At 65.9% G+C, this 23015-nt stretch carries 20 protein-coding genes; 8 read left to right on the forward strand and 12 right to left on the reverse strand.

Annotated features, from left to right (window positions below):
- Positions 1-7 precede the first annotated feature (7 nt).
- From VEA80_RS18230 to VEA80_RS18270, 9 genes are all read right to left on the reverse strand, one after another.
- Complete coding sequence (locus tag VEA80_RS18230) at positions 8-364, reverse strand: hypothetical protein (protein ID WP_325062213.1); 357 nt, start codon at positions 362-364, stop codon at positions 8-10.
- A 64-nt stretch (positions 365-428) separates the two neighbouring features.
- On the reverse strand, positions 429-3257 hold the full coding sequence (locus tag VEA80_RS18235; protein ID WP_325062214.1) for a pitrilysin family protein: 2829 nt from the start codon (positions 3255-3257) through the stop codon (positions 429-431).
- 866 nt (positions 3258-4123) lie between these two features.
- Positions 4124-4561, reverse strand: a complete 438-nt coding sequence (locus tag VEA80_RS18240; RefSeq protein WP_325062215.1) for an REP-associated tyrosine transposase — start codon at positions 4559-4561, stop codon at positions 4124-4126.
- A 310-nt stretch (positions 4562-4871) separates the two neighbouring features.
- Positions 4872-5711, reverse strand: a complete 840-nt coding sequence (locus VEA80_RS18245; RefSeq protein ID WP_325062216.1) for a class I SAM-dependent methyltransferase — start codon at positions 5709-5711, stop codon at positions 4872-4874.
- Between the two features lie 169 nt (positions 5712-5880).
- Positions 5881-8529: a methionine synthase gene (metH, locus tag VEA80_RS18250; RefSeq protein WP_325062217.1), complete on the reverse strand. Its 2649-nt coding sequence runs from the start codon at positions 8527-8529 to the stop codon at positions 5881-5883.
- The gene (locus tag VEA80_RS18255; protein WP_325062218.1) at positions 8526-8918 is read right to left on the reverse strand and encodes a DUF4259 domain-containing protein; all 393 of its coding nucleotides are present in this window, start codon (positions 8916-8918) and stop codon (positions 8526-8528) included. Before VEA80_RS18255 ends, metH begins: the two co-directional genes overlap by 4 nt.
- A gap of 9 nt (positions 8919-8927) precedes the next feature.
- Positions 8928-9989: a homocysteine S-methyltransferase family protein gene (locus tag VEA80_RS18260; RefSeq protein WP_325062219.1), complete on the reverse strand. Its 1062-nt coding sequence runs from the start codon at positions 9987-9989 to the stop codon at positions 8928-8930.
- Positions 9986-10897, reverse strand: coding sequence for a methylenetetrahydrofolate reductase [NAD(P)H] (metF, locus tag VEA80_RS18265; RefSeq protein ID WP_325062220.1), 912 nt, complete (start codon positions 10895-10897; stop codon positions 9986-9988). The genes VEA80_RS18260 and metF overlap by 4 nt, the downstream gene beginning before the upstream one ends.
- Positions 10894-11871: a metalloregulator ArsR/SmtB family transcription factor gene (locus tag VEA80_RS18270; RefSeq protein WP_325062221.1), complete on the reverse strand. Its 978-nt coding sequence runs from the start codon at positions 11869-11871 to the stop codon at positions 10894-10896. The genes metF and VEA80_RS18270 overlap by 4 nt, the downstream gene beginning before the upstream one ends.
- Positions 11872-12130: 259 nt before the next feature.
- On the opposite strand from VEA80_RS18270, the gene VEA80_RS18275 reads away from it, so the two are divergent.
- Positions 12131-12958: an MlaA family lipoprotein gene (locus tag VEA80_RS18275; protein ID WP_325062222.1), complete on the forward strand. Its 828-nt coding sequence runs from the start codon at positions 12131-12133 to the stop codon at positions 12956-12958.
- Positions 12955-13623 carry an MlaC/ttg2D family ABC transporter substrate-binding protein gene (locus tag VEA80_RS18280; protein WP_325062223.1) on the forward strand — a complete coding sequence of 223 codons (669 nt, stop codon included), beginning with the start codon at positions 12955-12957 and terminating at the stop codon, positions 13621-13623. The genes VEA80_RS18275 and VEA80_RS18280 overlap by 4 nt, the downstream gene beginning before the upstream one ends.
- Here VEA80_RS18280 and VEA80_RS18285 read toward each other — a convergent pair.
- Complete coding sequence (locus VEA80_RS18285; protein WP_325062224.1) at positions 13620-14684, reverse strand: quinone-dependent dihydroorotate dehydrogenase; 1065 nt, start codon at positions 14682-14684, stop codon at positions 13620-13622. The genes VEA80_RS18280 and VEA80_RS18285 overlap by 4 nt on opposite strands.
- A 139-nt stretch (positions 14685-14823) precedes the next feature.
- Between VEA80_RS18285 and VEA80_RS18290 the strand changes: the two genes are divergently transcribed.
- Entirely contained in the window at positions 14824-15450 is a 627-nt protein-coding gene (locus VEA80_RS18290; protein ID WP_325062225.1) for a helix-turn-helix transcriptional regulator, read from the forward strand.
- A gap of 184 nt (positions 15451-15634) precedes the next feature.
- Here the strand turns inward: VEA80_RS18290 and VEA80_RS18295 are convergent, their stop codons facing one another.
- Entirely contained in the window at positions 15635-16141 is a 507-nt protein-coding gene (locus VEA80_RS18295) for a SixA phosphatase family protein (RefSeq protein ID WP_325062226.1), read from the reverse strand.
- Between the two features lie 98 nt (positions 16142-16239).
- Here VEA80_RS18295 and VEA80_RS18300 point away from each other — a divergent pair, with 98 nt between their 5' ends.
- The 4 genes from VEA80_RS18300 to VEA80_RS18315 all read left to right on the forward strand — a co-directional run bounded on the left by VEA80_RS18300 (position 16240) and on the right by VEA80_RS18315 (position 19782).
- On the forward strand, positions 16240-16506 hold the full coding sequence (locus tag VEA80_RS18300) for a hypothetical protein (protein WP_325062227.1): 267 nt from the start codon (positions 16240-16242) through the stop codon (positions 16504-16506).
- A gap of 43 nt (positions 16507-16549) precedes the next feature.
- On the forward strand, positions 16550-18154 hold the full coding sequence (locus VEA80_RS18305) for a lysine--tRNA ligase (protein ID WP_414731522.1): 1605 nt from the start codon (positions 16550-16552) through the stop codon (positions 18152-18154).
- 72 nt (positions 18155-18226) lie between these two features.
- On the forward strand, positions 18227-19168 hold the full coding sequence (locus VEA80_RS18310; protein ID WP_325062229.1) for a class I SAM-dependent methyltransferase: 942 nt from the start codon (positions 18227-18229) through the stop codon (positions 19166-19168).
- A 224-nt stretch (positions 19169-19392) separates the two neighbouring features.
- Positions 19393-19782, forward strand: coding sequence for a GreA/GreB family elongation factor (locus VEA80_RS18315; RefSeq protein ID WP_325062230.1), 390 nt, complete (start codon positions 19393-19395; stop codon positions 19780-19782).
- Here VEA80_RS18315 and VEA80_RS18320 read toward each other — a convergent pair.
- Entirely contained in the window at positions 19754-21205 is a 1452-nt protein-coding gene (locus tag VEA80_RS18320) for a pyridoxal phosphate-dependent decarboxylase family protein (protein WP_325062231.1), read from the reverse strand. The genes VEA80_RS18315 and VEA80_RS18320 overlap by 29 nt on opposite strands.
- A 138-nt stretch (positions 21206-21343) precedes the next feature.
- Here VEA80_RS18320 and VEA80_RS18325 point away from each other — a divergent pair, with 138 nt between their 5' ends.
- On the forward strand, positions 21344-22441 hold the full coding sequence (locus tag VEA80_RS18325) for a glycosyltransferase (protein ID WP_325062232.1): 1098 nt from the start codon (positions 21344-21346) through the stop codon (positions 22439-22441).
- Positions 22442-23015 lie beyond the last annotated feature (574 nt).

Genomic DNA, 23015 nt, shown 5'->3' on the forward strand with positions numbered 1-23015 from the left:
CACTTAACTACAGGGCGGCCGCCTTCGGGGCGCGGTCGGGGTCCTGCTTCTCGTCCGCGCGCGCCGAAATCGTGCGCGGCTTCACCAGCGGGGTGATCACCTCTTCGGCATGGATCACAGGCGCGGCCGGCCGGAGCTGGCGCGGCGGGCGGGCGACGACGGCGGCCGCGGCGGTTGGCGTCATGACGCTGGCGATCGGGCCGGCGCGGACGGTGTCTTCCGGCAGTTCGGGCGGGATGCGGACGACGACCCGAACGCCCGTACGCGGCGGTTCGGCCAGGTCTCCGGCGATCCCGGCCGCGAACGACAGGGTGCAGAGCGCGAGCGCCGCGGCGGCGATTCGGAGGAAGCTTTTCCCGAACAAGGCTCCGCACATTAACTGAGTCGCGGGCGGCGTCACGCAACCTGGCGTGACGCCGCCGCGCAGCTCAGCGGAGGTCTTCGTCGTCGAGATTCAATTCCGACACCGGAATGCGCTCGGCGCTGCGGCGCACACGGCGGAGGCCGGTGTAGAAGTGCTGCGCATCGCCGACGACGACCAGATCGGCGCGGGCCGGATCGAAGTAACGCTGCGCCGCGGCCTGGGCCTGGGCGGGCGTCACGCCGGTGATGTCGGCGACGTACGTGCCCAGCCGCTCGGGCGGCAGGCCGTAGAGCGCCAGCGTCGAGATCTGGCCGGCGAGACCGGCCGTGGTTTCGACGCTGCGGCCGAACGAGCCGATCAGCACCGCCTTGCGCGCCGTGAGTTCGGCTTCGGCCGCCGGCGCATCGCCGATGCGGTCGATCTCGGCGCGCATCAGTTCGTAGACCTGCACCGCCGCATCGTTGCGCGTCTGCGCCGAGGCGACGATCGGGCCCGGCGCCATGCGCGCCTGCATGCTGGAGCCTGCGCCGTACGAGAGGCTGCGGCGGATGCGGATCTCGGTGTTGAGCCGCGCCGAGTAGCCGCCGCCGAGTACGTTGTTCGCGACCAAGAGCGGGAAGTAATCCGCGTCCGTGCGCGAGACGCCGCGGAGGCCCATCAGCACCGCCGCCTGGCCGGTCTGCGGCAGGTCGACGACGATGGTGCGCGGCGCTTCGGCCCACGCCGACGCATCGGGACGCGCCGGCAGCGCTTCGGCCGGGCGGGCCCAATCGCCGAAGTGGCGTTCGGCGAGCGCGAAGCCCTCCTCCGCCGAGACATCGCCGGTGATGACGAGCACGGCGTTGTCGGGCCGCCAGAAGGTGCGGTGGAAGCCGCCCATCTCCTCGCGCGTTATAGCGCCGATGCTGCGCGGCGAGACCACCGCGCCATACGGCGTTTCGCCGAAGATCGCTCGCGTCATCGCCATCTGGCCGATCGAGCCGGGCTGGCTTAGCGCCACCTGCAGACCGTCGAGCGCTTCCTGTTGCGCGCGCTCCAGCTCCTCCTGCGCGAAAGCGGGATTGCGCGTCACGTCGGCGAAGACGGTGAAGGCTTCTTCAGCGCGGTCGGAGCGCGTCATCAGCGCGACAGCCGATGAATCGACGCCGGCGCCCGAGCTGATCTCGGCCCCGAGCGACTCGATCTGGCTGGCGATCTCGGTTGCGCTGCGCGTGGCGGTGCCGCGCGTCAACAAATCAGCCGTCATGCTGGCGAGGCCAGCGCGCTCGGCCGGATCGGCGCTGCCGCCGGAAGCGACGCGAAGATCGGCGCTGACCAGCGGCAGAGCCCGGTTCGGCGCGACGATGACGCGGAGGCCGTTGGCGAGCGTGCGCTGCGACGCGGGCGGAATGCGCGCGTCGACCGGCGTGCCCGGCGCAGGCGGCGCTTCGCGCTGGCCTTCGGCGGCGAGCGTATGCGTCGGGATCTCCGATTGCGCGATGGTGAGGCGGCGCGCCTGGATGGTCGGCGACGTCTCGATCGTGTCGCCGGTCGCGCCCTCCTGCTCGGGGAGATAGCGGACGACGACGCGGCGCTGATCGTTGAGAATGCGGCGCGCGACGCGTTGGATGTCCGCCGCGGTCGTCGCCTGCACGCCGGCGAGCAGGCGATCGGCGTAGTCGGCGTCGCCGTAGCGGATCACCGCGTCGGCGAGCTCGAACGCGCGGCCGTAGGCGGTTTCGCGGCTCTCAATGGTCGAGGTGACGATCTCGTTCTTGGCTTCATCGAGCTCGGCCTGGGTCACGGCTTCGTCACGGAAGCGCGCGATCTGCGCCGCGAGCGCGGTCACGCCGGCTTCGGCGGTTTGGCCTTCCGAAAGAATCGCGAACACGCCGTAGGCGCCCGGATCCTGCGTCGCTTCGAGGTTGGTGAACACCTGCGCGGCGATCTGCTGTTCATAGACCAGCGATTGATAAAGGCGCGAGGAGTTGCCGCGCGACATGATGGCGTCGAGCACCATCAGCACCGGCAGATCCGGATCGGTCGCGGCCGGCTGCGGGTAAGAAATCATCACCGCCGGCAGCGGCACGTTCGGCGCATAGACGGTGTATTCGCGTGCCGCGGTGCGTTCCGGCTCGGTCGGGTAATCGCGCGGGATCGGCCGGTTCGGGCGGGCGATGTCGCCGAAATATTGATCGACCCAGCGGTCGAGCTCAGCCTGATCGAAATTGCCGGCGACGACGAGCACGGCGTTGTCCGGGCGATAATAAGTGGCGTGGAAGGCGCGGACGTCTTCGACCGTCGCCGCGTCGAGGTCTTCGATCGAACCGATGCCGGGACGGCCGTACGGGTGAACCGTGTAATTGGTCTGGTTGAGATAGAGATAGAACAGGCGCCCGTACGGCGAGGCGAGCACGCGCTGGCGCAGCTCTTCCTTCACGACGTCGCGTTCGGACTCGAAACTCTCTTCGTTGACGACGAGCGAACCCATGCGGTCGGCTTCGGCCCACAGCACGCGCTCGAGGTGGTTGGCGGGCACGACTTCGTAATAGTTGGTGAAGTCGTCATAGGTGGAGGCGTTGTTGAAGCCGCCGACATCTTCGGTCAGGCGGTCGAAGAATTGCTCCGGCATGTTGCGGGTCGATTTGAACATGATGTGTTCGAACAGGTGCGCGAAGCCCGAGCGGCCTTCGGGGTCGTCGACCGAGCCGACATCGTACCAGACCTGCACCGAGACGTTTGCGGTATTGGCGTCCGGCATCGCATAGACGCGCAAGCCGTTCGGCAGCGTCCGCATCGTGTAGCGCAGCGGCGCGACTTCGAGCGCGGCGGTTTGTTCGCTCTGCGGCGCGGACGAGGTGGCGCACGCGACCAGCGCCAGCGACGCCGCGACCATGGTGAAAAAGCGTTTCATGAGACCCCCAACGGATTCGGGACGTTCTAGCAGCCGAGCCCCACAGCGCCAGAAAATTGCGACGGGGACGGCGTTGTTCGGGGACGAATGGCTCTGTTCGGTTCTCGGTTATCGGGTCTCGGGGATCGGGAGCGGCAGGCGCGCGTGTTTGGCGGCGTTGTGTCATCACAAACGCCGTCTCCCGATAACCGATACCCGAAACCCGATAGCCGAGATCGAGAGGCGGGGCGCGTCGGACGCGCTGAGGTAGTCTCTAGTGTGCGTTGGCTGTCGCCAGACAACGCTGCGCGTCGAACGCGCCCCGTTAGCGTTCGTTCTTTCCCGGATGCCGGTTACAGGACTTTCGATGGGCCTTTGGCCATGCTGATCCGGTCCAGTGCAGTCCTCGCCTCTTGCGAAGCGATTGGCTGGTCCCGGCCGGAGCTTAGGTCCACCCGGCATTACCGGTTCCGTGTGCAGGATGCTCCAAACATCCTGGACCTCGCGGTTTGCATCCCCAGCGAGCAAACTTCACACCGAACGCCGCTCTGACATTTCAAGGTTCGGAGCTCTCGAAATCCTCCCGTGTCAGTGCGAGGGCATTATACGCCCGCTTTGGCGCGGTCGGATTGATTTTCTTCGAGGCGTTGATTTTCAACGTGTTGCGCAGAAAAGCGCATGGATAGAGCGCGCGACTATCCCCGTTATTTGGGCGCAGAGCGCGGCGTCACAGGGCTAGACCGGACCGCCGGCGCCCCCGCCGGCATCGGACGGTCGTGCAAATCTCTACGCGCAGCGGTTGGCTCTGCCGGTGTTGCCGGCGAGGGCGCCGGCGGTCCGAGCGAGCGGCGCCGGTTCGGCGTTTGCCTGTTGGTGTTGCGCGGTGTTCACCGCTCCATCCTCCGCCAACTAGCGGACGAGAAGCGCCAATCTTCAGGCCTCTCGCACAAGCGTGCGGCGACGGGATTGTTCTCGATGTAGGTCACTGTATTTGAGAGCTGCTCCTCTGAACGCATGAAGCGCTCGAAATATTCGCGCCGCCACAAGCGCCCTTTTCGGTTCTCGCGCTTGTTGATCACGTGAGCGGTAGCAGACTTCCAGGTCTGAACGATGTCCGCCAACGGCGTCTCGAAGCGCTGCTCGATTAGAACGTGGACGTGCGTAGGCATCACGCACCAGGCGGCAAGAGCGTAGTGTTCGCCATCGTCATGCAGGAGCGACTTCTGCACGATCTCGGCGTTGGCCATCTTCGCCAGCAGCCGGCAGCCGTGTCCCGCGTCGAGCGCTTCGTCGGCCCACGCTGCGCGCTCATCGGGCCTGCTCATGCTTTGCGGCGCTTCGCGCGGAAGCGCGTCAAATAGGCCGAAGACGATGTGCTGAATGAGGCCGCGTTCATCGCAGTGCGGCAGATACCCGCGTGATCGCCAGCCTGTGTGGGACATTACGGCAGCTTGGACCGCAGTTGCTGGCTTCGGCAAGAGCGCGACAGAACAAGCCCGGACCGCCGGCGCCCTCGCCGGCATCGGACCTCGTGCAAATCTCCACGTGTGGCAGCCTGCCCTAGTGGCGATGCCGGCGGGGGCGCCGGCGGTCCGGGCCGGCGGCCGCCGGTTCGGCGTGCTCGGCCGCCCCCGATCAAGCCCGCGCCCGCACCACCCAGCACGCTACGCCCAGCATCACGCCGCTTTTGGTTTCGAACGGCGCGAGCGCATCCATCAAACGTATGCGCGCTTCGGCGCTGTCGAGGTCTTGATCGGCGATGGCGCGCGCGGTGGGGCCGATGCGGATGAGGAAGTCGGCCGTTTCGCGCAACGAGCCGCCGCCGCCGACGGGAATATCGCCGTCCCAGCGCGTGATCTCGAGATCGCGCCAGCCGGCTTCGCCGAGCACGCGCACGATCTTGTCGCGATCGGCGAGCGCGAATGGGCCGGGCGCGTCGGGATTGGGCGGCGCGAGCAGCTCTTTGAGCATCGGTTTGATCGCTTCGATAGCGGTGGTGCTCCACTGATTTTCGGCGAACGGGCGCCAGCATAGGAAAACGAGGCGGCCGTCAGGGCGCAGTGCGGCGCGGATGTGCGCGAAGGCTTTGGTTGGCTGTTCGAAGAACATCACGCCGAAGCGCGAGAAAGCGGCGTCGAAGGTTTGGTCGAAATGCGCCGCGCCGGCGTCCGCTTCGATGAAGCTTGCGGGCAGCGCCGCTTCGGCGGCGCGGGCGCGCGCGACGTCGAGCAATTGCGGCGAGAGATCAACGCCAGTGACCGAGCCGCCCGGGACGACGCGACGCGCGATCTCCAAGCTGGTCGCGCCGGCGCCGCAGCCGATGTCGAGCACGTGCTCGCCCGGTTCGAACGCGGCGAGATCGAGCGCGTGGCCAGTCATGGACTGCATCATGATGTCGATGCGGTCCGCGTGCGTCGCCCACTCGCCGCCGACTTTGCCGCTCCAGTATTCTTTTTGTGTGGGGGTTTCGGGCATGGGTGCGTCCTCGTTTGCGGCCGCGCAGTTCTCGCACGCCTGCTCTTCTTCGTCATTCCGGATGCGCGAAGCGCAATCCGGAATCCAGGAGCAACCGGCACGGCATTGGCCGCTGGGTTCCGGGTTCGTCGCTGCGCGACGCCCCGGAATGACGAGAGAGGATGTCTCCCTAGCCCGCCTTCTTCAGCATAGGGTCGTAGCTCAGGATTGGCGACAGCCAGCGCTCGGCGGTCGCCACGTCCCAGCCTTTGCGGCGGGCGTAGTCTTCGACTTGGTCGGCGCCGATTTTGCCGACGCCGAAATACTCCGCCTGCGGATGCGCGAAATAGAGGCCGCTGACCGAGGACGGCGGCGTCATGGCGTAGCCTTCGGTGAGATCGATGCCGGTGCGTTGGGTGGCGTCCAAGAGATCGAACAATGTGCGCTTTTCGGTGTGATCGGGCTGGGCGGGATAGCCGGGCGCCGGGCGGATGCCGCGATATTTCTCGGCGATCAGGTCGTCGTAGCTCAGGCCCTCGTCCTTGGCGTAGCCCCAAAGTTCGCGCCGGACTTTCGCGTGCATGGCTTCGGCGAAAGCTTCGGCGAGGCGATCGCAGAGCGCTTGGGCGATGATGGCGGAATAATCGTCGTTGGCGCGCTTGAAGCGGATGGCGACATCCTCTTCGCCGATGCCGGCGGTGACGGCGAAGGCGCCGACATAATCCGGCGTGCCGTTGGGGGCGACGAAATCGGCGAGCGCGAAATTTCCCTTCGCTTCGCCCTTGTCCATCTGCTGGCGCAACGTGTGCAGACGCGTCAGCTCCTGCGTGCGGCTCTCGTCGGTCCACAAGACGACGTCGTCGCCGTCGCGATTGGCCGGCCAGAAGCCGACCACGCCGGAGGCGGTCACCCATTTCTCGGCGACGAGCTGATCGAGCATCGGGCGCGCATCATTGTAGAGGCTGCGCGCCGCTTCGCCGACGATCTCGTCTTCGAGGATGGCGGGAAAGCGCCCCATCAGCTCCCACGAGGCGAAGAACGGGGTCCAGTCGATGTACGGCACGAGCTGTTCGAGCGGATAATGTTCGAACGATTTGACGCCGAGGAACGAGGGCTTCACCGGCGCGTAGTCGAGCTTCGGCGCGCGCTGGCGGGCTTTGGCGAGCGGCAGGCGCGGGCGCTTGTCCTGGCCGGAGAAATAACTCTCGCGGGCGGCGCCCTGGTCGCTCTTGGTTTCCGCGATCAGCTTGTCGCGATCGTCGCCGAGCAACTTCTGCACGACTGGCACGGCTTTCGAGGCGTCGGGGACGTAGATGGTGGCGCCTTGATAGACGGGCGCGATCTTCACCGCCGTATGGGTGCGCGAGGTGGTGGCGCCGCCGATCAAGAGCGGGAGGGTCAGGCCGGTCCGCTGCATCTCGCTGGCGACGAACACCATTTCGTCGAGGCTGGGCGTGATGAGGCCGGAGAGGCCGATGGCGTCGGCGCCGATCTCCTTGGCGCGGGCGAGAATCTTGTCGCACGGGACCATGACGCCGAGATCGTCGATTTCGTAGCCGTTACACTGCAGCACGACGCCGACGATGTTCTTGCCGATATCGTGCACGTCGCCCTTCACAGTCGCCATCACGATCTTGCCGTTGGATTTGCCAGCCATGCCGGTGCGCTGCTTTTCCTCTTCCATGTACGGAATGAGGTGCGCGACCGCCTGCTTCATGACGCGGGCGGACTTCACCACTTGCGGCAGGAACATCTTGCCGGCGCCGAACAGGTCGCCGACGATGGACATGCCGTCCATCAGCGGGCCTTCGATGACATGGAGCGGGCGCTCCGCTTCGAGCCGCGCTGCTTCGGTGTCTTCGACGATGAACTCGTTGATGCCGTGGACGAGCGCGTGGGCGAGGCGCTCTTTCACCGGCTTCTGACGCCAGGAGAGGTCGCGCTCTTCGCTTTTCTTCTTGCCGCCGGCCTTCGCTTGCTCGGCGATTTCGAGCAGGCGCTCGGTGGCGTCAGCGCGGCGGTTGAGCAGCACGTCTTCCACGCGCTCACGCAGTTCGGGCTCGACGTCGTCGTAGAGCGTCAGCGAGCCGGCGTTGACGATGCCCATGTCCATGCCGGCGCGGATGGCGTGATAGAGGAAGACCGCGTGCATGGCTTCGCGCACCGGCTCGTTGCCGCGGAACGAAAACGAGACGTTGGAGACGCCGCCGGAGACGTGCGCGTGCGGGAGTTCTGAACGGATGTAGGCGGTGGCTTCGAAGAAGGCCTTGGCGTAATCGGCGTGCTCCTCGATGCCGGTGGCGACGGCGAAGATGTTGGGATCGAAGATGATGTCTTCGGGCGGGAAGCCGGCGCCGGTGAGCAGTTTGTACGCGCGGGCGCAGATGTCGATCTTGCGCTTGGCGGTGTCGGCCTGGCCCTGCTCGTCGAACGCCATGACGACGGTGGCGGCGCCGTAGCGGCGGACTTTGCGGGCGTGCTCGAGGAATTGCGCTTCGCCTTCCTTCAGGCTGATCGAGTTCACGATCGACTTGCCTTGCGCGCATTTGAGGCCAGCTTCGATCACCTCCCATTTGGACGAGTCGATCATCAGCGGAATCTTGGCGATGTCCGGCTCGGAGGCGATGAGGTTAAGGAAGCGGCGCATCGCAGCGGGGCCGTCGATCATGGCGGCGTCGACATTGACGTCGAGCACGTTGGCGCCGGACTCCACTTGCTGGCGCGCGACGACGAGCGCGCCGGCATAGTCGTCGGCCTCGATCAGCTTACGGAATTTCGCGCTGCCGGTGACGTTGGTGCGCTCGCCGACGATGACGAAGTTTGCGAAGGGATTGGTCACAGTGCATTCTCGATTGGTGTCAGCGTGGCGAGCCACTCGTCCTTAGCGCCTGCGTCGTCCCAGAGGTCGGCCAATTCCGATTGCTTCTTGATGCGCGCCAGAGCGCTACGCGCCTTCTCAATCAACTCAGCGGAGGGCGCACGGAGCGCCGCAATTGCGGGCGCGTCCTCAGGGTCAATGTCAACGGCCAAATTTCCGAACTTGTGCGCAACGATCGCCGCGGCGGCGATTGCGGCCGACGACTCTGGCGCCTCCAAATAGCCTTCACCGACCGAAAGCACCGCATCGAATGATTGCTCCGCAATGGTCCAATTTCCCGCATCAACAAGACTGCCGAGCAGATCGCCGGCGTCGTCATTGTCGAATGGCCCACTTCCCCACGCTCCCATGACCGCCTCCTATGCCGCCGCCGTGAACGGTTCGAGGCCGGCCAGTTTCAGCCGCGTGTCGCGCGCCGGGATTTTGCGCGGGGCGACGCCTTCGACGGCGTGCAGCATGTGCGTGATGTGGTCGGGCGTGGTGCCGCAGCAGCCGCCGGCGATGTTGAGGAGGCCCGCGCGCGCCCATTCGGCGTAGTGCGCTTCCATCGAATGCGGCGTCTCGTCGTAGGCGCCCATCGCGTTCGGCAAGCCGGCGTTCGGATACGCCGCCACCAGGCATTCGGCGACGCGGGCGAGATCGGCGAGGAAGGCGCGCATGTCTGCCGGTCCTAGCGCGCAGTTCAAACCAACCGCCCACGGATTGGCGTGGCGCACTGAATTGTAGAACGCCTCGACCGTTTGGCCGGACAGCGTGCGGCCGGAGCGGTCGGTGATGGTGCCGCTGATCCAGAGCGGCAGCTCGACGCCGGTCTTGTCGAACGCCTCCCACGCGCCCCACAGCGCCGACTTTGCGTTCAGCGTATCGGTGATGGTTTCGATCAGCAGGATGTCGGCGCCGCCTTCGATAAGGCCGAGGATCTGCTCCTCGTAGCCCTCGGCCATGGAGTCGAAATCGGCGTCGCGGCGGCCCGGATCGCCGACGTCGGGCGACATCGACAAAAGCTTCGTCGTCGGCCCGATCGAGCCGGCGACGGCGCGCGGCTTGCCGTCGGCGGCTTCGGCGCAGTCACAAGCCTCGCGTGCGAGCCGCGCGGCGTCGACATTGATCTCGTAGACGACGTCCTCCAGCGCGTATTCGCCCTGGCTGATCTTGGTCGCCGTGAAGGTGTTGGTGCTGATGATGTCGGCGCCGGCTTCGATGTAGGCCTCGTGCACCTTGGTGATGATGTGCGGCTGGGTCAGCGTCAGCAGATCGGTGTCGCCTTTGAGCGACATGGGGTGCTCGACGAAGCGGGTGCCGTGGAAGTCGTTTGTGGTGAGGCCGAAGCCCTGCAGATAGGCGCCCATCGATCCGTCGAGGATCAGGATACGTTTGGCGAGTTCGGCGTTCAGTTTGCTGAGACGTTCTGCCCGGGTCATGCCGCCTGCTCCTTGGCGCGGACGCCGATGATGCGGCAGATCGCCAGCGTCAGGTCGGCGCGGTTCAGCGTGTAGAAGTGGAAGTCTTGCACACCCTCCGAGGCGAGGTGCGCGCAAAGCTGCGCCGTCGTCGCGGCGGCGACAAGGCGACGCGTGTCGGGATCGTCATCGAGACCATCGAACAGACGCACCAGCCAGCCGGGTAAGGTGGCGCCGCAGCCGTCCGCCATCTTCTTCAAGCCCTTCACATTCGTCACCGGCATGATGCCGGGCACGATCGGCGCGGTCACGCCGGCGCTCGCGAGGCGATCGCGGAAGCGCAGGAACACGTCGGCGTCGAAGAAGAATTGCGAGACGCCGCGCGTCGCCCCAGCTTCGAGCTTGCGCTTGAAGTTTTCAACATCGTGCGCCCACGTCGCGCTAGCCGGGTGCTTTTCTGGGTGCACGGCGACGGAAATTTCGAAATCGCCCATCCGCTTGGCGCCCGCGACCAGATCGACGGCGCTGGCGTAGCCGTCCGGATGCGGGACGTAGGCTGTGCCGATGCCGCCGGGCGGATCGCCGCGCAGCGCGACGATGTGGCGAACGCCGGCGCTCCAGTACTCGCGCAGCACCTGATCGATGTCGGCGCGGCTGGCGGCGACGCAGGTCAGGTGCGCGGCAGGCTTCAGCGACGTCTCGTTGACGATGCGCGAGACGGTGCGGTGGGTGCGGTCGCGGGTCGAGCCGCCGGCGCCGTAGGTGACCGAGACGAAGCTCGGGTTCAGCGGTTCGAGCTTGCGGATCGAGTCCCACAGCGCGGCTTCGAGCGCTTCCGTCTTTGGCGGGAAGAACTCGAACGAGACGCGCGGCGCGTTCAGGCGCTCGGCCGCTTCCGCAATCAGATTGTGTGCGTGAGCTACGCTCATGCCTTGTCTCCCGCCCATATCTTCACTGTAAGCGCGCCGCTTTTCTTCGGCGCGAGTGTCGTCGTCTTCAAGCGCGCAACGCCGGCGGCGCTGCACCAATCGGCGATTTCCGCATCGGCGAAACCGAGCCGGCGATGCGCGTGTTCTTCGCGCAGGAATTCCAGGCTGTGCGGCGCGAAATCGACGATCACGAGCCGTCCGCCCGATTTCAGCAGCCGCGCCGCCTCGGCGATCGCGCGGGCCGGATCGGAGAGGAAGTGCAACACCTGGTGGATGGTGACGAGATCGGCCGTCCCGGAGTCGATCGGCGGCGCGTAAGCGTCGCCGAAGCGCACCGCAGCCTTCGCTTTCAAATCGTCGAGCGAAGCGCGCGCGATCGCCAGCATCTGGCGCGAGGTGTCGAACCCTTCGGCGCGGCGGACGCGATCAGCGAATAGTTGGATCATCCGGCCCTGGCCGACGCCGACATCGACCATCAGCTCGAAGGGCCCCTTGCCCGCGGCAGCGAGGATGGCGCTATCGATATCCGCTTCGGGCAGATGCAGTGCGCGCACGCGGTCCCAATCGGCGGCGTTGCGCTCGAAATACGCCGCCGCCGCTTCGTCGCGCGCCGCACGGATCTCGTTCAGGCGCTCAGCGTCGCGCTGCAGCACCTGATCGCTCGGATCGAGCATGCCGAGCATGGCTTCGGCGAAATGGCGCTCAGTCGAGTGGGCCGGCGCGAGCCGGTAGAACACCCACGCTCCTTCCGGCGCGCGCTCCACCAGGCCAGCTTCGGTGAGCAGCTTGAGATGGCGGCTGACGCGCGGCTGGCTCTGCCCGAGCGCCTGCGCCAACTCGCCTACGGCGAGCTCGCCTTCGGTGAGCAGAGCCAGGACGCGCAGACGCGTCGTCTCCCCCGCCGCACGCAGCGCGACGACGACGGATTCGGCGTCGCGCAGCTCCGGCGCCGGCTGGATTGGAGATATAAACATATCTTTATATGGCACGAGATTCCGCCCGTGGGGAAGCCCTGCCGCTGCGGCTCGTTCGGCGCTGCACAAAAAGTAATTTTCGGGTGTGGCGCCGGCGCCTCGTGAGGAATAACGACTGTGAAAACAGCCTCTTACATAACTTCGCCGCCGCGTCAGCAAGGGCGGTAACGCGGCTGCGTTCGATGACGGCGATCCACAAAGTTGATTAACCGTAACGCCTTATTATCTGCCGCGGACCGAGGTTCGTTCGATGCGGGGTATGGTTTCAATTACAGCGCTCGTGGCCTGTTTGGCTGCGCCGTCGCTTGCTTTTGCGCAAGAGGCGGTCAGCGATCCGTGGGAAGGCATGAACCGCGATCTGTTCGCGGTGCACGAGAGCGTCGATCAAGCTGTGGTCGAGCCCGTCGCACGCGGCTATCGCGCGATCACGCCCGGCCCGGTGCGCGGCGGCGTGCGTAATTTCCTGCGCAATCTGCGCAGCCCGATCATTTTCGCCAACGACGTGCTGCAGGGCGAATTCGGCCGCGCCGGCACGACCGCCGCGCGCTTCGGCGTCAACACGACCGTGGGAATTGTCGGCGTGTTCGATCCGGCAACCAGCATGGGTCTTGAGCGTCACGACGAGGATTTCGGCCAGACGCTTGCGGTTTGGGGCGTTCCATCCGGACCTTACGTGTTCATTCCGCTGGTCGGACCGAGCACCGTGCGAGACGCGAGCGGCCGTATCGTCGATTTCGCTCTGAACCCTTTGAACTGGGCCGAAGGCGAAGACGCCGATACGGTTCGCATCACGACCGGCGTGCTCGGCGCGCTCTCGGCGCGCGAACAATTGCTCGAAACCGTGGACGACATTCGCGCGAATTCAGTCGATCCGTACGCCTCGATACGCACGTCATACGGATTGCTTCGTCAAAGCGCGATCGAAAACGGTCGCGCGGATGTCCAAGACTTGCCTGAATTCGACGACATCCCTGAGACCGAGGACACACCGCCGGGGGGCGGCGCCGCCGTAAGGTACCTCCCGATCGAAGAAGAGATCGGTCCAACGTATTTCACGTTGGATTATGTGACAGGAGAAGCATCGTGACCGCTCGTCCCACCCGCGCCGCATTCATCGCTGGAATGCTGGGGGCCGGCGTCCTTGCGATTGCTTCGCCCGCACACGCGGCGCGCAATGCAGACGCCGAGCGCTACGTGCAGGAAAACGCCAGCGCTGCGTTGCGCACGCTTGGCGACCGCAGCGTCTCGTCGGCGCAGCGCCGGCAGACGTTCGACCGTCTCATGACGCAGTTCGCCGACATGCCGCGCATCGCCAACTTCGTGCTCGGCCGCTACGGCGCGCAATTGCGCGCCGATCCGGCCCTGCGCAACGAATGGAACGCGACATTCCGCGAGTATTCGATCGCCGTCTACGAAGACCGGCTCGAGAGCTACAGCGGCTCGGCAATCCGCGTGACCGACTCCGTCGAGCGCGTGGCGGGCCGCGACGTCATCGTTTCGAGCGAGATCACGCCGCGCGGCGGCGGCCGCGCGTTGCCGGTGCAATGGCGCATGCTGCGCTCGGGTAATGGCTGGAAAGTGGTCGACGTTTCGCTGATCCTGGAAGGCAACCAGATCTGGTTGGCCCAGCAGCAGCAGAACGAATTTCTCGCCGTGCTCGGCCGCAACAACGGCGACATCCGCGCGCTGATGGCGAACCTTCGCCAGCTCACGGCCTCGATGCGTCAGCGCATTCTGGCGCGCAACAGCTAACGCAACTCGGCCCCGACGGCTTCGGCGACAGAGTCGAAGCCTTCGGCTGCGAGCAATCCGTCGAGATCATCCAAGATGCGGGCGACGAGTCCGGGGCCTTCATACACGAGGGCCGAATAAAGCTGCACGGCGCTCGCTCCGGATTTAATCTTGGCGAACGCGTTGAGCCCGCTCGCCACGCCGCCTACGCCGATCAGCGGCAATCGTCCGCCCAGCGCCTGCGCGAAGAGACGCAGCGTGTGCGTGGAAATCTGGAACAAAGCTTGGCCGGAAAGCCCGCCCGCTTCTTCGCGATTGTCTGACGTGAGATGATCCGGCCGCTGCAGCGTGGTGTTGGAGACGATCAGCGCATCGAGGCTGTAGGTCAGCGCGAGTTCGGCGATGTCACGCACGGCGGTCTCGTCGAGATCCGGCGCGACTTTCAAAAACAGCGGCCGGCGCCCATGTGCGGCCTCGAGCTGCGCGCGCCCTTCGCGCAAGCGGCCGAGCAGGTCTTCCAGCGCGCCGCGCTCCTGCAGGCCGCGCAGACCCGGCGTGTTGGGTGACGAGATGTTCGCCGTCACATAGGACGCGCACTTCCACACGCGGCCCATGCCGAGCACATAATCGGCGGCGCGGTCTTCGCTGTCCTTGTTCGCGCCGACATTGGCGCCGAGCACGCCGGACTTGCCCGCGCGTGCCGACAGGCAGTCGACGAAGCCATCGAGGCCTTTGTTGTTGAAGCCGAGCCGGTTGATCACGGAGCGGTCTTCGGAGAGGCGAAAGATGCGCGGCTTCGGGTTGCCGGCCTGGGCGCGCGGGGTCACGGTGCCGCATTCGACGAAGCCGAAACCGGCCGCGAACAGCGCATCCGGCGCCTCGCAATTCTTGTCGAAGCCCGCGGCCATGCCGATCGGATTGGGCAAGTCGAGGCCGGCGAGCGTAGTCCTGAGGCGCGGATACTTGTCGGCGCGCGCCCGCGGACCGAGCCCGGCGCGAAGGCCCAGAAGGGCGAAGTGATGCGCCGTCTCCGGATCGATCAGGCGCAGCGCCCGCGTCGCAAGATCGTGGATTGTGCTCACGGAGAGGCGCTTCGCCGATTCTGAACCAAAAGTCGCGCCAGATCGCGCGGGCTCGCACCGGCGCACTACAACCTGTGATGCACGAGGACTTTCATCCTAGATATGGGTTGAAAGTCCGCGCCAGCGACGTTAGCATACCATGATGCAGCACAGCCAAATCTGGCGGGCGATCGACGCGCTGGCGGAGCGCAAGGGTATGTCCCCTTCCGGCTTGGCGCGCGCCGCCGGGCTGGACGCGACCACCTTCAACAAGTCCAAGCGCCAAGCCGCGGACGGCAAGCCGCGCTGGCCTTCGACCGAAAGTGTCGCCCGCGCGCTCGCCGCGGCGGAGACGAACTGGGACGAGTTCGCGGCGCTGCTCGCAGGCAAGCCGGGCGGCGCCGGCCGGGCCATCCCGGTCGTCGGCATGGCGCGCGCCGGCGCGGACGGCTTCTTCGACGAGAATGGCTTTCCGGTCGGGGCCGACGAAACCGTGCGCTTCCCCGATCTCGGCGAGGCGCCGGTCTATGCGCTCGAGATCGCCGGCGATTCCATGGAGCCGACCTACCGCGCCGGCGACATCGTCATCGTCCAGCCCGGCGCGGCGGTGCGGCGCGGCGATCGTGTCGTGGTGCGCACGCGCGCCGGCGAAGTGATGGCTAAGATGCTTGGCCGCCGCAACGATCAGACGATCGAACTCATTTCGCTCAACAGCGCGCACAAGCCGCGCGAACTGGCGACGACGGAGGTCGACTGGATCGCGCGGATCGTGTGGGCGAGCCAGTAGTCAGAACCAGCAACCCCTCACGCCCGAGCACGAGCGCAGCTCTTCGCTCGTTGCATGGCTTCGGGACGTTATCCGCGATAGGGCAGACAAACTCGAAGCTGAGCCATCGAGGGGACTGACAGCGGATCAGGTGCGAGGGCAGATATCGCTAGGACGCTAGCGAGGACCCTCTGCAATCACGTTCTTAATCATCGCGATCCCGCACCGGCTTCCACGCCGCGATCAGTCTTGGGCCGGCGGCGCGCATCAGATCGCCTTTGACTTCGAAAGCGGCGAAGGCGGCGGTCGGGAAGTGACCGCTGAACTCGCGCGCGAGCTTGGAGCCGTCATGCGCCTGGTGCACCAGCATCGTCACCAACTCGCCAATGCCGGGATTGTGGCCGACGATGACGACGCTCTCCGCATCGCTGGCGCTGAAGGCGTCCCAGATGCCTTCCGGCGCAGCGTGGTAGAGCGCCTCTTCGTACCGCGTCTCCAGCGCGAAGTTCTGCAGGCCGTGCTCGGCGGTTTCGCGCGTGCGCTGCGCGGTGGAGACGAGCGCGAGCGCCGGCTTCAGCCCTGCGTCCTCCATCGCCGCGCCGGCGGCTGCGCTGTCGCGGCGGCCGCGACCGGTGAGACCGCGCGCCTTGTCGCTGTCGGCTTCGTGCGGACGGACGGCCTTGGCGTGCCGCATCAGGATCAGAATGCGCATCGAGTCGGACTCTGCCCCGCCCGCCGAAAAGCGCAACGCCCGCGCATCCGATCGCCTGGGCGGCGGCCACATAGCGCCGGGAACATGAGGAGTTCGCGATGAAGGTGCGTTGGATCATCCTGGCGGTCGCGGCCGCGATCGTCGCCGCCGCCTGGGGCACGTTGGCGGTGGCGTACTTCAATCGGCCGAGCCTGCCGGTTTGGGCGGCGATCGTCACCGCCGCCGCGCTCAGCCTCGAGGGCTTCTTCTGGGTCGCCGCGGGCGTGTTCGGCTGGGGTTTCCTCGCCAAGCGCCGCGCCGCCCTCGGCCGCCTCCGCGACCGCCTGTTCGGCAAACGGAACGCGCCGACGCCGCCGGCGGCCTAGGCGATTTGGCATCGCGCGCTTGGGCGGTCTAAGCAGAACGCCCATGTTGGATTCGCCGATGTCAGATCTTCAAACGCTTTGCACCGCCGCCAAGGCTTGGCCGTTCGAACAAGCGCGCATGGTGGTCGAGCGGCTGAAAAAAGCGCCGAAGGACACGGTGATCTTCGAGACCGGCTATGGGCCGAGCGGGCTGCCGCACATCGGCACGTTCCAGGAAGTGGCGCGCACGACCATGGTGCGCCACGCCTTCCGCTGCCTCACCGGCGACCAGATCAAGACGCGGCTGATCGCGTTCAGCGACGACATGGACGGCTTCCGCAAGGTGCCGAGCAATCTGCCGAACCAGGAGATGCTGGCAGAGCACCTGCATCTGCCGCTGACCAAAGTGCCGGATCCGTTCGGCTGCTGCGAGAGCTTTGCGCACCACAACAACGCCAAGCTGCGCGAATTCCTCGACGGCTTCGGCTTCGAGTACGAGTTCATGTCGTCGACCGAGCAATACAAGTCGGGCGCGTTCGACCAGACGCTGCTGACCATGCTCGACCGCTACGATCAGGTGATGGCGATCATGCTGCCGACGCTGGGCGAAGAGCGTCGCGCAACCTATTCGCCGTTCTTGCCGATCAGCCCGAAGACGGGCCGCGTGCTGCAAGTGCCGACGCTCGCGCGCAATTTCGAGCGCGGCACGATCACGTTCGAGGACGAGGACGGCGCGAAGACCGAAGTGCCGGTCACCGGCGGCCACGTGAAGATCCAGTGGAAGCCGGATTGGGCGCTGCGCTGGACCGCACTCGGCGTCGATTACGAAATGGCCGGCAAAGATTTGATCGACAGCGTGCAGCAGAGCTCGAAGATCTGCCGCGCGCTTGGCGGCAACCCGCCGGAAGGCTTCAATTACGAGCTCTTCCTCGACGAGCACGGGCAGAAAATCTCGAAGTCGAAGGGCAACGGCCTCACCATCGACGAATGGCTCACCTACGCGCCGCCCGAGAGCCTTGCCTATTACATTTACGGCAAGCCGAAGACGGCCAAGAAGCTCTACTTCGACGTGATCCCGAAGGCGGTGGACGAATACATCTCGTTCATCGACGCCTATCAGAAGCAAAACGAAGCGGAGCGGCTGGAGAACGCGGTCTGGCATATTCATTCCGGCAACCCGCCGTCGAATGTGACGCCGATCTCGTTCGCGCTGCTGATGAATCTCGCTTCGGCGTCCAATGCGGAGACGAAGGAGCAGCTCTGGGCCTTCATCCGCAAGTACGCGCCGGGCGCATCGCCGGAGACGCATCCGTTCCTCGACAAGCTCACCGGCTACGCGCTGCGCTACTTCAACGACTTCGTAAAGCCGACCAAGGTGTTCCGCGCCGCCACCGAGAAAGAGCGCGCCGCGTTCGAAGACTTGATCCGCCGCTTCGATGCGCTGCCGGCGGACATCACGGACGGCGAAGCGATTCAGAACGAGGTCTACGCCGTCGGCAAGGAGCACGGTTTCGAGCCGCTGCGCGACTGGTTCAAGGCGCTCTACGAAGTGCTGTTCGGCGTCGAAAGCGGCCCCCGCTTCGGCCAGTTCGCCGCGATCTTCGGCGTGCGCGAAACCAGCGCGCTGCTGCGCAAGGGCTTGGCCGGAGAGTTGTTGAAGGCTGCGTAGGCGGCATTACGAAAACCTCACCCGATCGGGAACTTTGGAGCTTCCAGCCGCGTTCGCGGCAGGAGGGAGTCCGTGGATTTTCCGCGCATCGCCAGGTGTCCCGAGACCGGCGCGACGCTTGTCCAGACCGGCCCGGACCAACTGACAGCCGAGGACGGCCGGTCGTACAGGATCGAAGACGGCATCGCTCGGCTCCTGCCCCGGGCTCCAGGCGCCGACGAAACCAGCATCGTCGATTTCTACGAAGGCGACGGCTGGGAGCAGGACGGGATCGGCCTTTACGCCGATACGCGCAAGTTCGTGGACACGCGACCGGTCTCCCTCGCCTTCACGCGCAGGTGCATTCGCCGGCTCGGCGCGTATTTTCGTCGTGGCGGCCGATATCTGCTAGATGCAGGCAGCGGCGCGCTTCCCCACAACGAGCTGATCGAATACGGCGACGCATTCGACAAACGTGTCTGCGTCGATCTCTCTTTTCATGCCCTCCGCGCCGCGAGACGCAAGCTGGGCGACCGCGGCATCTATCTGCAAGGCGACATCACCAATATTCCGGTCGCCGACAATTCAATGGACGCGATTACGTGCAATCACGTGATCTATCAGATTCCTCCGGAGCATCAGCGATCGGCCTTTCTCGAACTTTGGCGCGTGCTGAGGCCCGGCGGTGTGGCTGTCATTGTCTACTGGTGGCCGAATGCGCCCCTCGGCTGGCGGACAGAGCTCTTGGCGAAACGCATTTGCGGAAGCCAGCCGCGGGAGCGCGCCCGCGAGACGGACGATCCGCATTTGCTGCATGCGCCGCAATCGCGCGCCTGGTTCGAAAGTCAGGATTGGCCCTTCCGTTATCAGTACGATGTCTTTCGCGTCATCGATAACGGCGCGCTGCGCCGGTCGGTCAGCAACGATTGGCGCGGGCGGCTCTTCCTCAGCGGGCTCTATGCGTGCCAAGCGATGGCGCCGCGTTTGTGCGGCAAGCACGGCATGATTCCGGCGATCGTGATGCATAAGGATTAAGCATCACGCCCAGCTCACCGCTTGACTTTCCGCGAACAAGCCCGACGTTAAAGGCATGCGTACGAGCGCGCCCCTTCTGTCGATCTTTCTCCGTGCGGACCGCACGGCCGGCTGCGCTTAGCCCCTAGCTCGCACGCGTCCGAGCTAGGGGACGCTCACAATCTGAAAACTCGAAAGGAAGTCGGTGTGCGGGCGTTTTGCCCGGCGCCCATGAGGCTACGCCAATGTCTACGCAGAGCAAACCCGACATTCTCATCAACCAGGACGACCATGAAGAGCTGATCGAGCTTGCGCTCAAGGCGATTGGCCGGTCGCCGGGCGCGGCGCTGCTGCTGCAAGAAATGGAGCGCGCCAAGGTCGTGAGCGACGTGCCGCCGAACGTGCTGGGCATGAACGGCGCTGTCGACTTCGAATACGATGGGCGCCGCTACGAGGACTACCATCTCGTCTATCCGAACTGCGCCGATTTCGCGAACGGACGCATCTCCGTACTGACTCCGGTCGGCGCGGCGTTGATCGGCCTCGCCGAGGGCCAGACGATGTGGTGGCCCGGCGATCAGCGCGCGGTGCATCGGCTCACCGTGCTCAAGGTGAACGGGGCAGCGCCCCACTGATGTCGATGCGCTCGGCGCCGGCGGCGCGCTCCGCACGCCAGGCGTCGAGGATCGCGTCCGCGCTCGCATCCGCATCGGCCTCCGTCGTGTTCATGCCGCAAACGGAGATGCGGATGATCTGGCGGCCGCGCCAATGCGCGCCGCCGACGAAGCAGACGCCCTCGCGCTGGATGCGGGCGATGGTGCGCACGGTCAGCGCGTCCGACGCCTCGCCCTCCAAATCCGATCCCAGGCGCAGCGCGACCTGATTCAGCACGACGTCGTTCAAAATTTCGACGTCGGGCGCGACGCCGAGCCGTTCGGCCATCCGCCGCGCCAGCGCACAATCGCGCTGGACGAGGTCGTCGATGCCTTCGCGGCCGAACGCCTTGATCGTCGCCCAGGTGGCGAAGCCGCGGGCGCGCCGGGAGAGTTCCGGCGTGAAGTCAGCCGGATGACGCTCCTCGCCTTCCGGCAGATAGCTTGCGGAGATGCCCATCGCGCGCCGGTGCGCGCTGGCGTCGCGAACGATGGCGTAGGCGCTGTCGTACGGGGTCTGCAGCCATTTGTGTCCGTCCACGCCCCAGGAGTCGCAGAGCTCGAGGCCCTGTCCCAGGTGCGCGCGATCCTTGCACGCGCGCGCCCACAAGCCGAAGGCGCCGTCGACGTGAACCCAGGCGCCTTTCGCATGCGCCGCTTCGGCGACATGCGAGAACGGATCGAACCCACCCGAATTGATGTGTCCCGCTTGCGCGATGACAATCATCGGCCCGTTCAGCGGCGCGATCGCTTGCGCCAACGCCCCGGCGCGCATGCGTCCCTGTTGGTCGACCGGCACGCTGACGATGCGCTTCGCGCCCAGGCCCAGATAGCGCAGGGCCGAGAAAATCGTGGAGTGCGCTTCCTCACCGACGACGACATGGATCGGCGGCGCACCGACGAGGCCATCCGCCTCCACGTCCCAGCCCACGCGGCGCAGCGCTTCCCCGCGCGCGGCCGCGAGGCAGGTGAAGTTCGCCATGGTCGCGCCGCTTACGAAGCCGACGGAAGACTCCGGCGGCAAATCGAGCAGGTCGAGCAGCCAGCGCGCCACCACCTCCTCGCATGCGGAGGCCGTTGGCGTTGCGTGCGCGTTGCCGACGTTCTGGCCCCAGGCGCTGACGAGCCAATCGGCGGCGACGCCCGTCGGGTGGCTCTGCCCCATCACCCAGCCGAAGAATCGCGGACCTATGATGTTCGCGAGCCCAGGTTCAGCGAGGCGCGCCAACTCCGCCACGATCGAGGCGCCGTCCTGGGCCCGCTCCGGCGTCGGCGCGTCGAACGCCGCGCGCGCCTCGGCGTAGCTCTGCTGCGGGTTGTGGCGGCGCCGCGGCGCGCCCTCCCGATACGAAACGGCGTGCTCGACCACGTCCGCCAGCACCGCACGCCAGTCCTGATCCGTCATTGGGCTCTCCCCCGATCGCCAGGACATAAGCGTGCGGGCGTCCGGCATCCAGAATTCGCACTCACGCGCCCGCAAGGATTTGGAATACAACCTCCGGTATGTTGTGGGTAACTCGCTGCCGTAACATTTCCCCGGCGGATGGATGGGGCGATCCGGCGGGCCGACGAACTCCGCCCCGCAGCGGCGACAGTCGCTGCGGACGAATTGGACGCCGCGCGCCTTGGCTTTCACCGCGCCCACAAGCATCGCTCCGCCAGGCGCACCTTCTACGCGACTCAGCTGCTCTCATTGGCCTGCCTCGGCGCGGCCGCGACCTGGTGCTTCAGCACTTGGCCGGCGGCGACTTCCGCTGCGCTCTACGTCGCGGCGATGACGCTGTTCGCCAGCGCCGTCCTGCTGCGCTTCGCCGCCGCCGCTTATGTCGGCCGGATTCTGACGCCCCTGGCCGCGCCGGCGCGCTATCCGATCTACACCATTCTGTGTCCGCTCTATCGAGAAGCCAACGTCGTCGCCGATCTGGTCGGCGCGCTCGAGCGGCTCGCATATCCGGCGCACGCGCTCGACATAAAGCTCCTCGTCGAAGCGGATGATTCCGACACCGTGGAGGCGGCGCTCGCGGCCGCTTCTGCTTCGCACATCGATGTCGTCATCGTGCCCGCCTCGGCGCCACGCACCAAGCCGAAGGCGTTGAACGTGGGCCTGGCCCTCGCGCGCGGCGATTATGTCGTGGTCTACGACGCCGAGGACCGCCCGCACTCGCTGCAATTGCTGGCCGCGCTCGGCGCGTTCGAACGTGGTGGGGACGATCTCGCTTGCGTGCAGGCGCCGCTGGAGATCGACAACGCAGGCGTCTCCTGGATCGCGCGCCAGTTCGCGGCCGAATACGCGATCCAGTTCCGCGAAATTCTACCGCTGCTGGCGCGGCTCAAACTGCCATTGCCGCTCGGCGGCACGAGCAACCATTTCCGCACCGACGTGCTGAAGGCGATCGGCGGCTGGGATCCGTTCAACGTGTGCGAGGATCGCTCGAATTTCCGACGTAAACTCAATTACTTTCGAATGGACCCATTCCACATCCCATTCGTGTCCCGTTCCATGTTGGAGGGCTTGCGAGGGTTATGTAGGGCACGCGAGGGCTCAAGTTTCTGTGGACAATCGCGGAGCAAGTTGCGGCCACGCCAGTCAGCGATCACCGTTTCGTGCGAACACGCGGCTGTGCGAGTCACGGCCGCCTGACGCGGCGTCTCTTTCGGCAGTTGAGAAACGACGGCAGGATCGCGTCGCAAAGGGACGCCGGACTTACGCAAGTCGACCGGCAGGAACTCGCCGAAAGGCGACGTGCGCGGTTTCAGCTGGTTCAGTACGCCGCTCGGAAGCGTTCGCGCGCGCCGGCGCTCGTCAGCGGCAAGCTTGTCGGACCCCGTATGCCGGGACGGGGCAGCCAATGCACTTCGTCTGCAGGAATGGCGAGGGACATGGCGGGCCACCGTGCTAGCAGGCGTTCGAGCAGGACTTCGGTCTCGACTTGGCGAGATGCATGCCGAGGCAAAGGTGCATGCCGCCGCCATAGCCAACATGCCGAACGCCTTCGCGCTTTAGGTCGAGCACATGGGATCGTAGGCGTAATCGGCGATGAGACTAAGGCCGGAAAGCGGAGCCGTTGAGCCGAACCTGATCGACGCGATTGAGCGCGTCGTGCGTGTATTCGAAGTACGCAAACGCGGCTTCACCACTTCCAATCAGGGTGTATGGACAGCGGAAACCTACGTCGCCAGCGCGGCGATACTTCTTGAAGCGCAATTTCGCTGAG

This window comes from Vitreimonas sp. (assembly GCF_035627415.1).
In the GTDB taxonomy this organism is placed as follows: Bacteria; Pseudomonadota; Alphaproteobacteria; order Caulobacterales; family Aquidulcibacteraceae; genus Vitreimonas.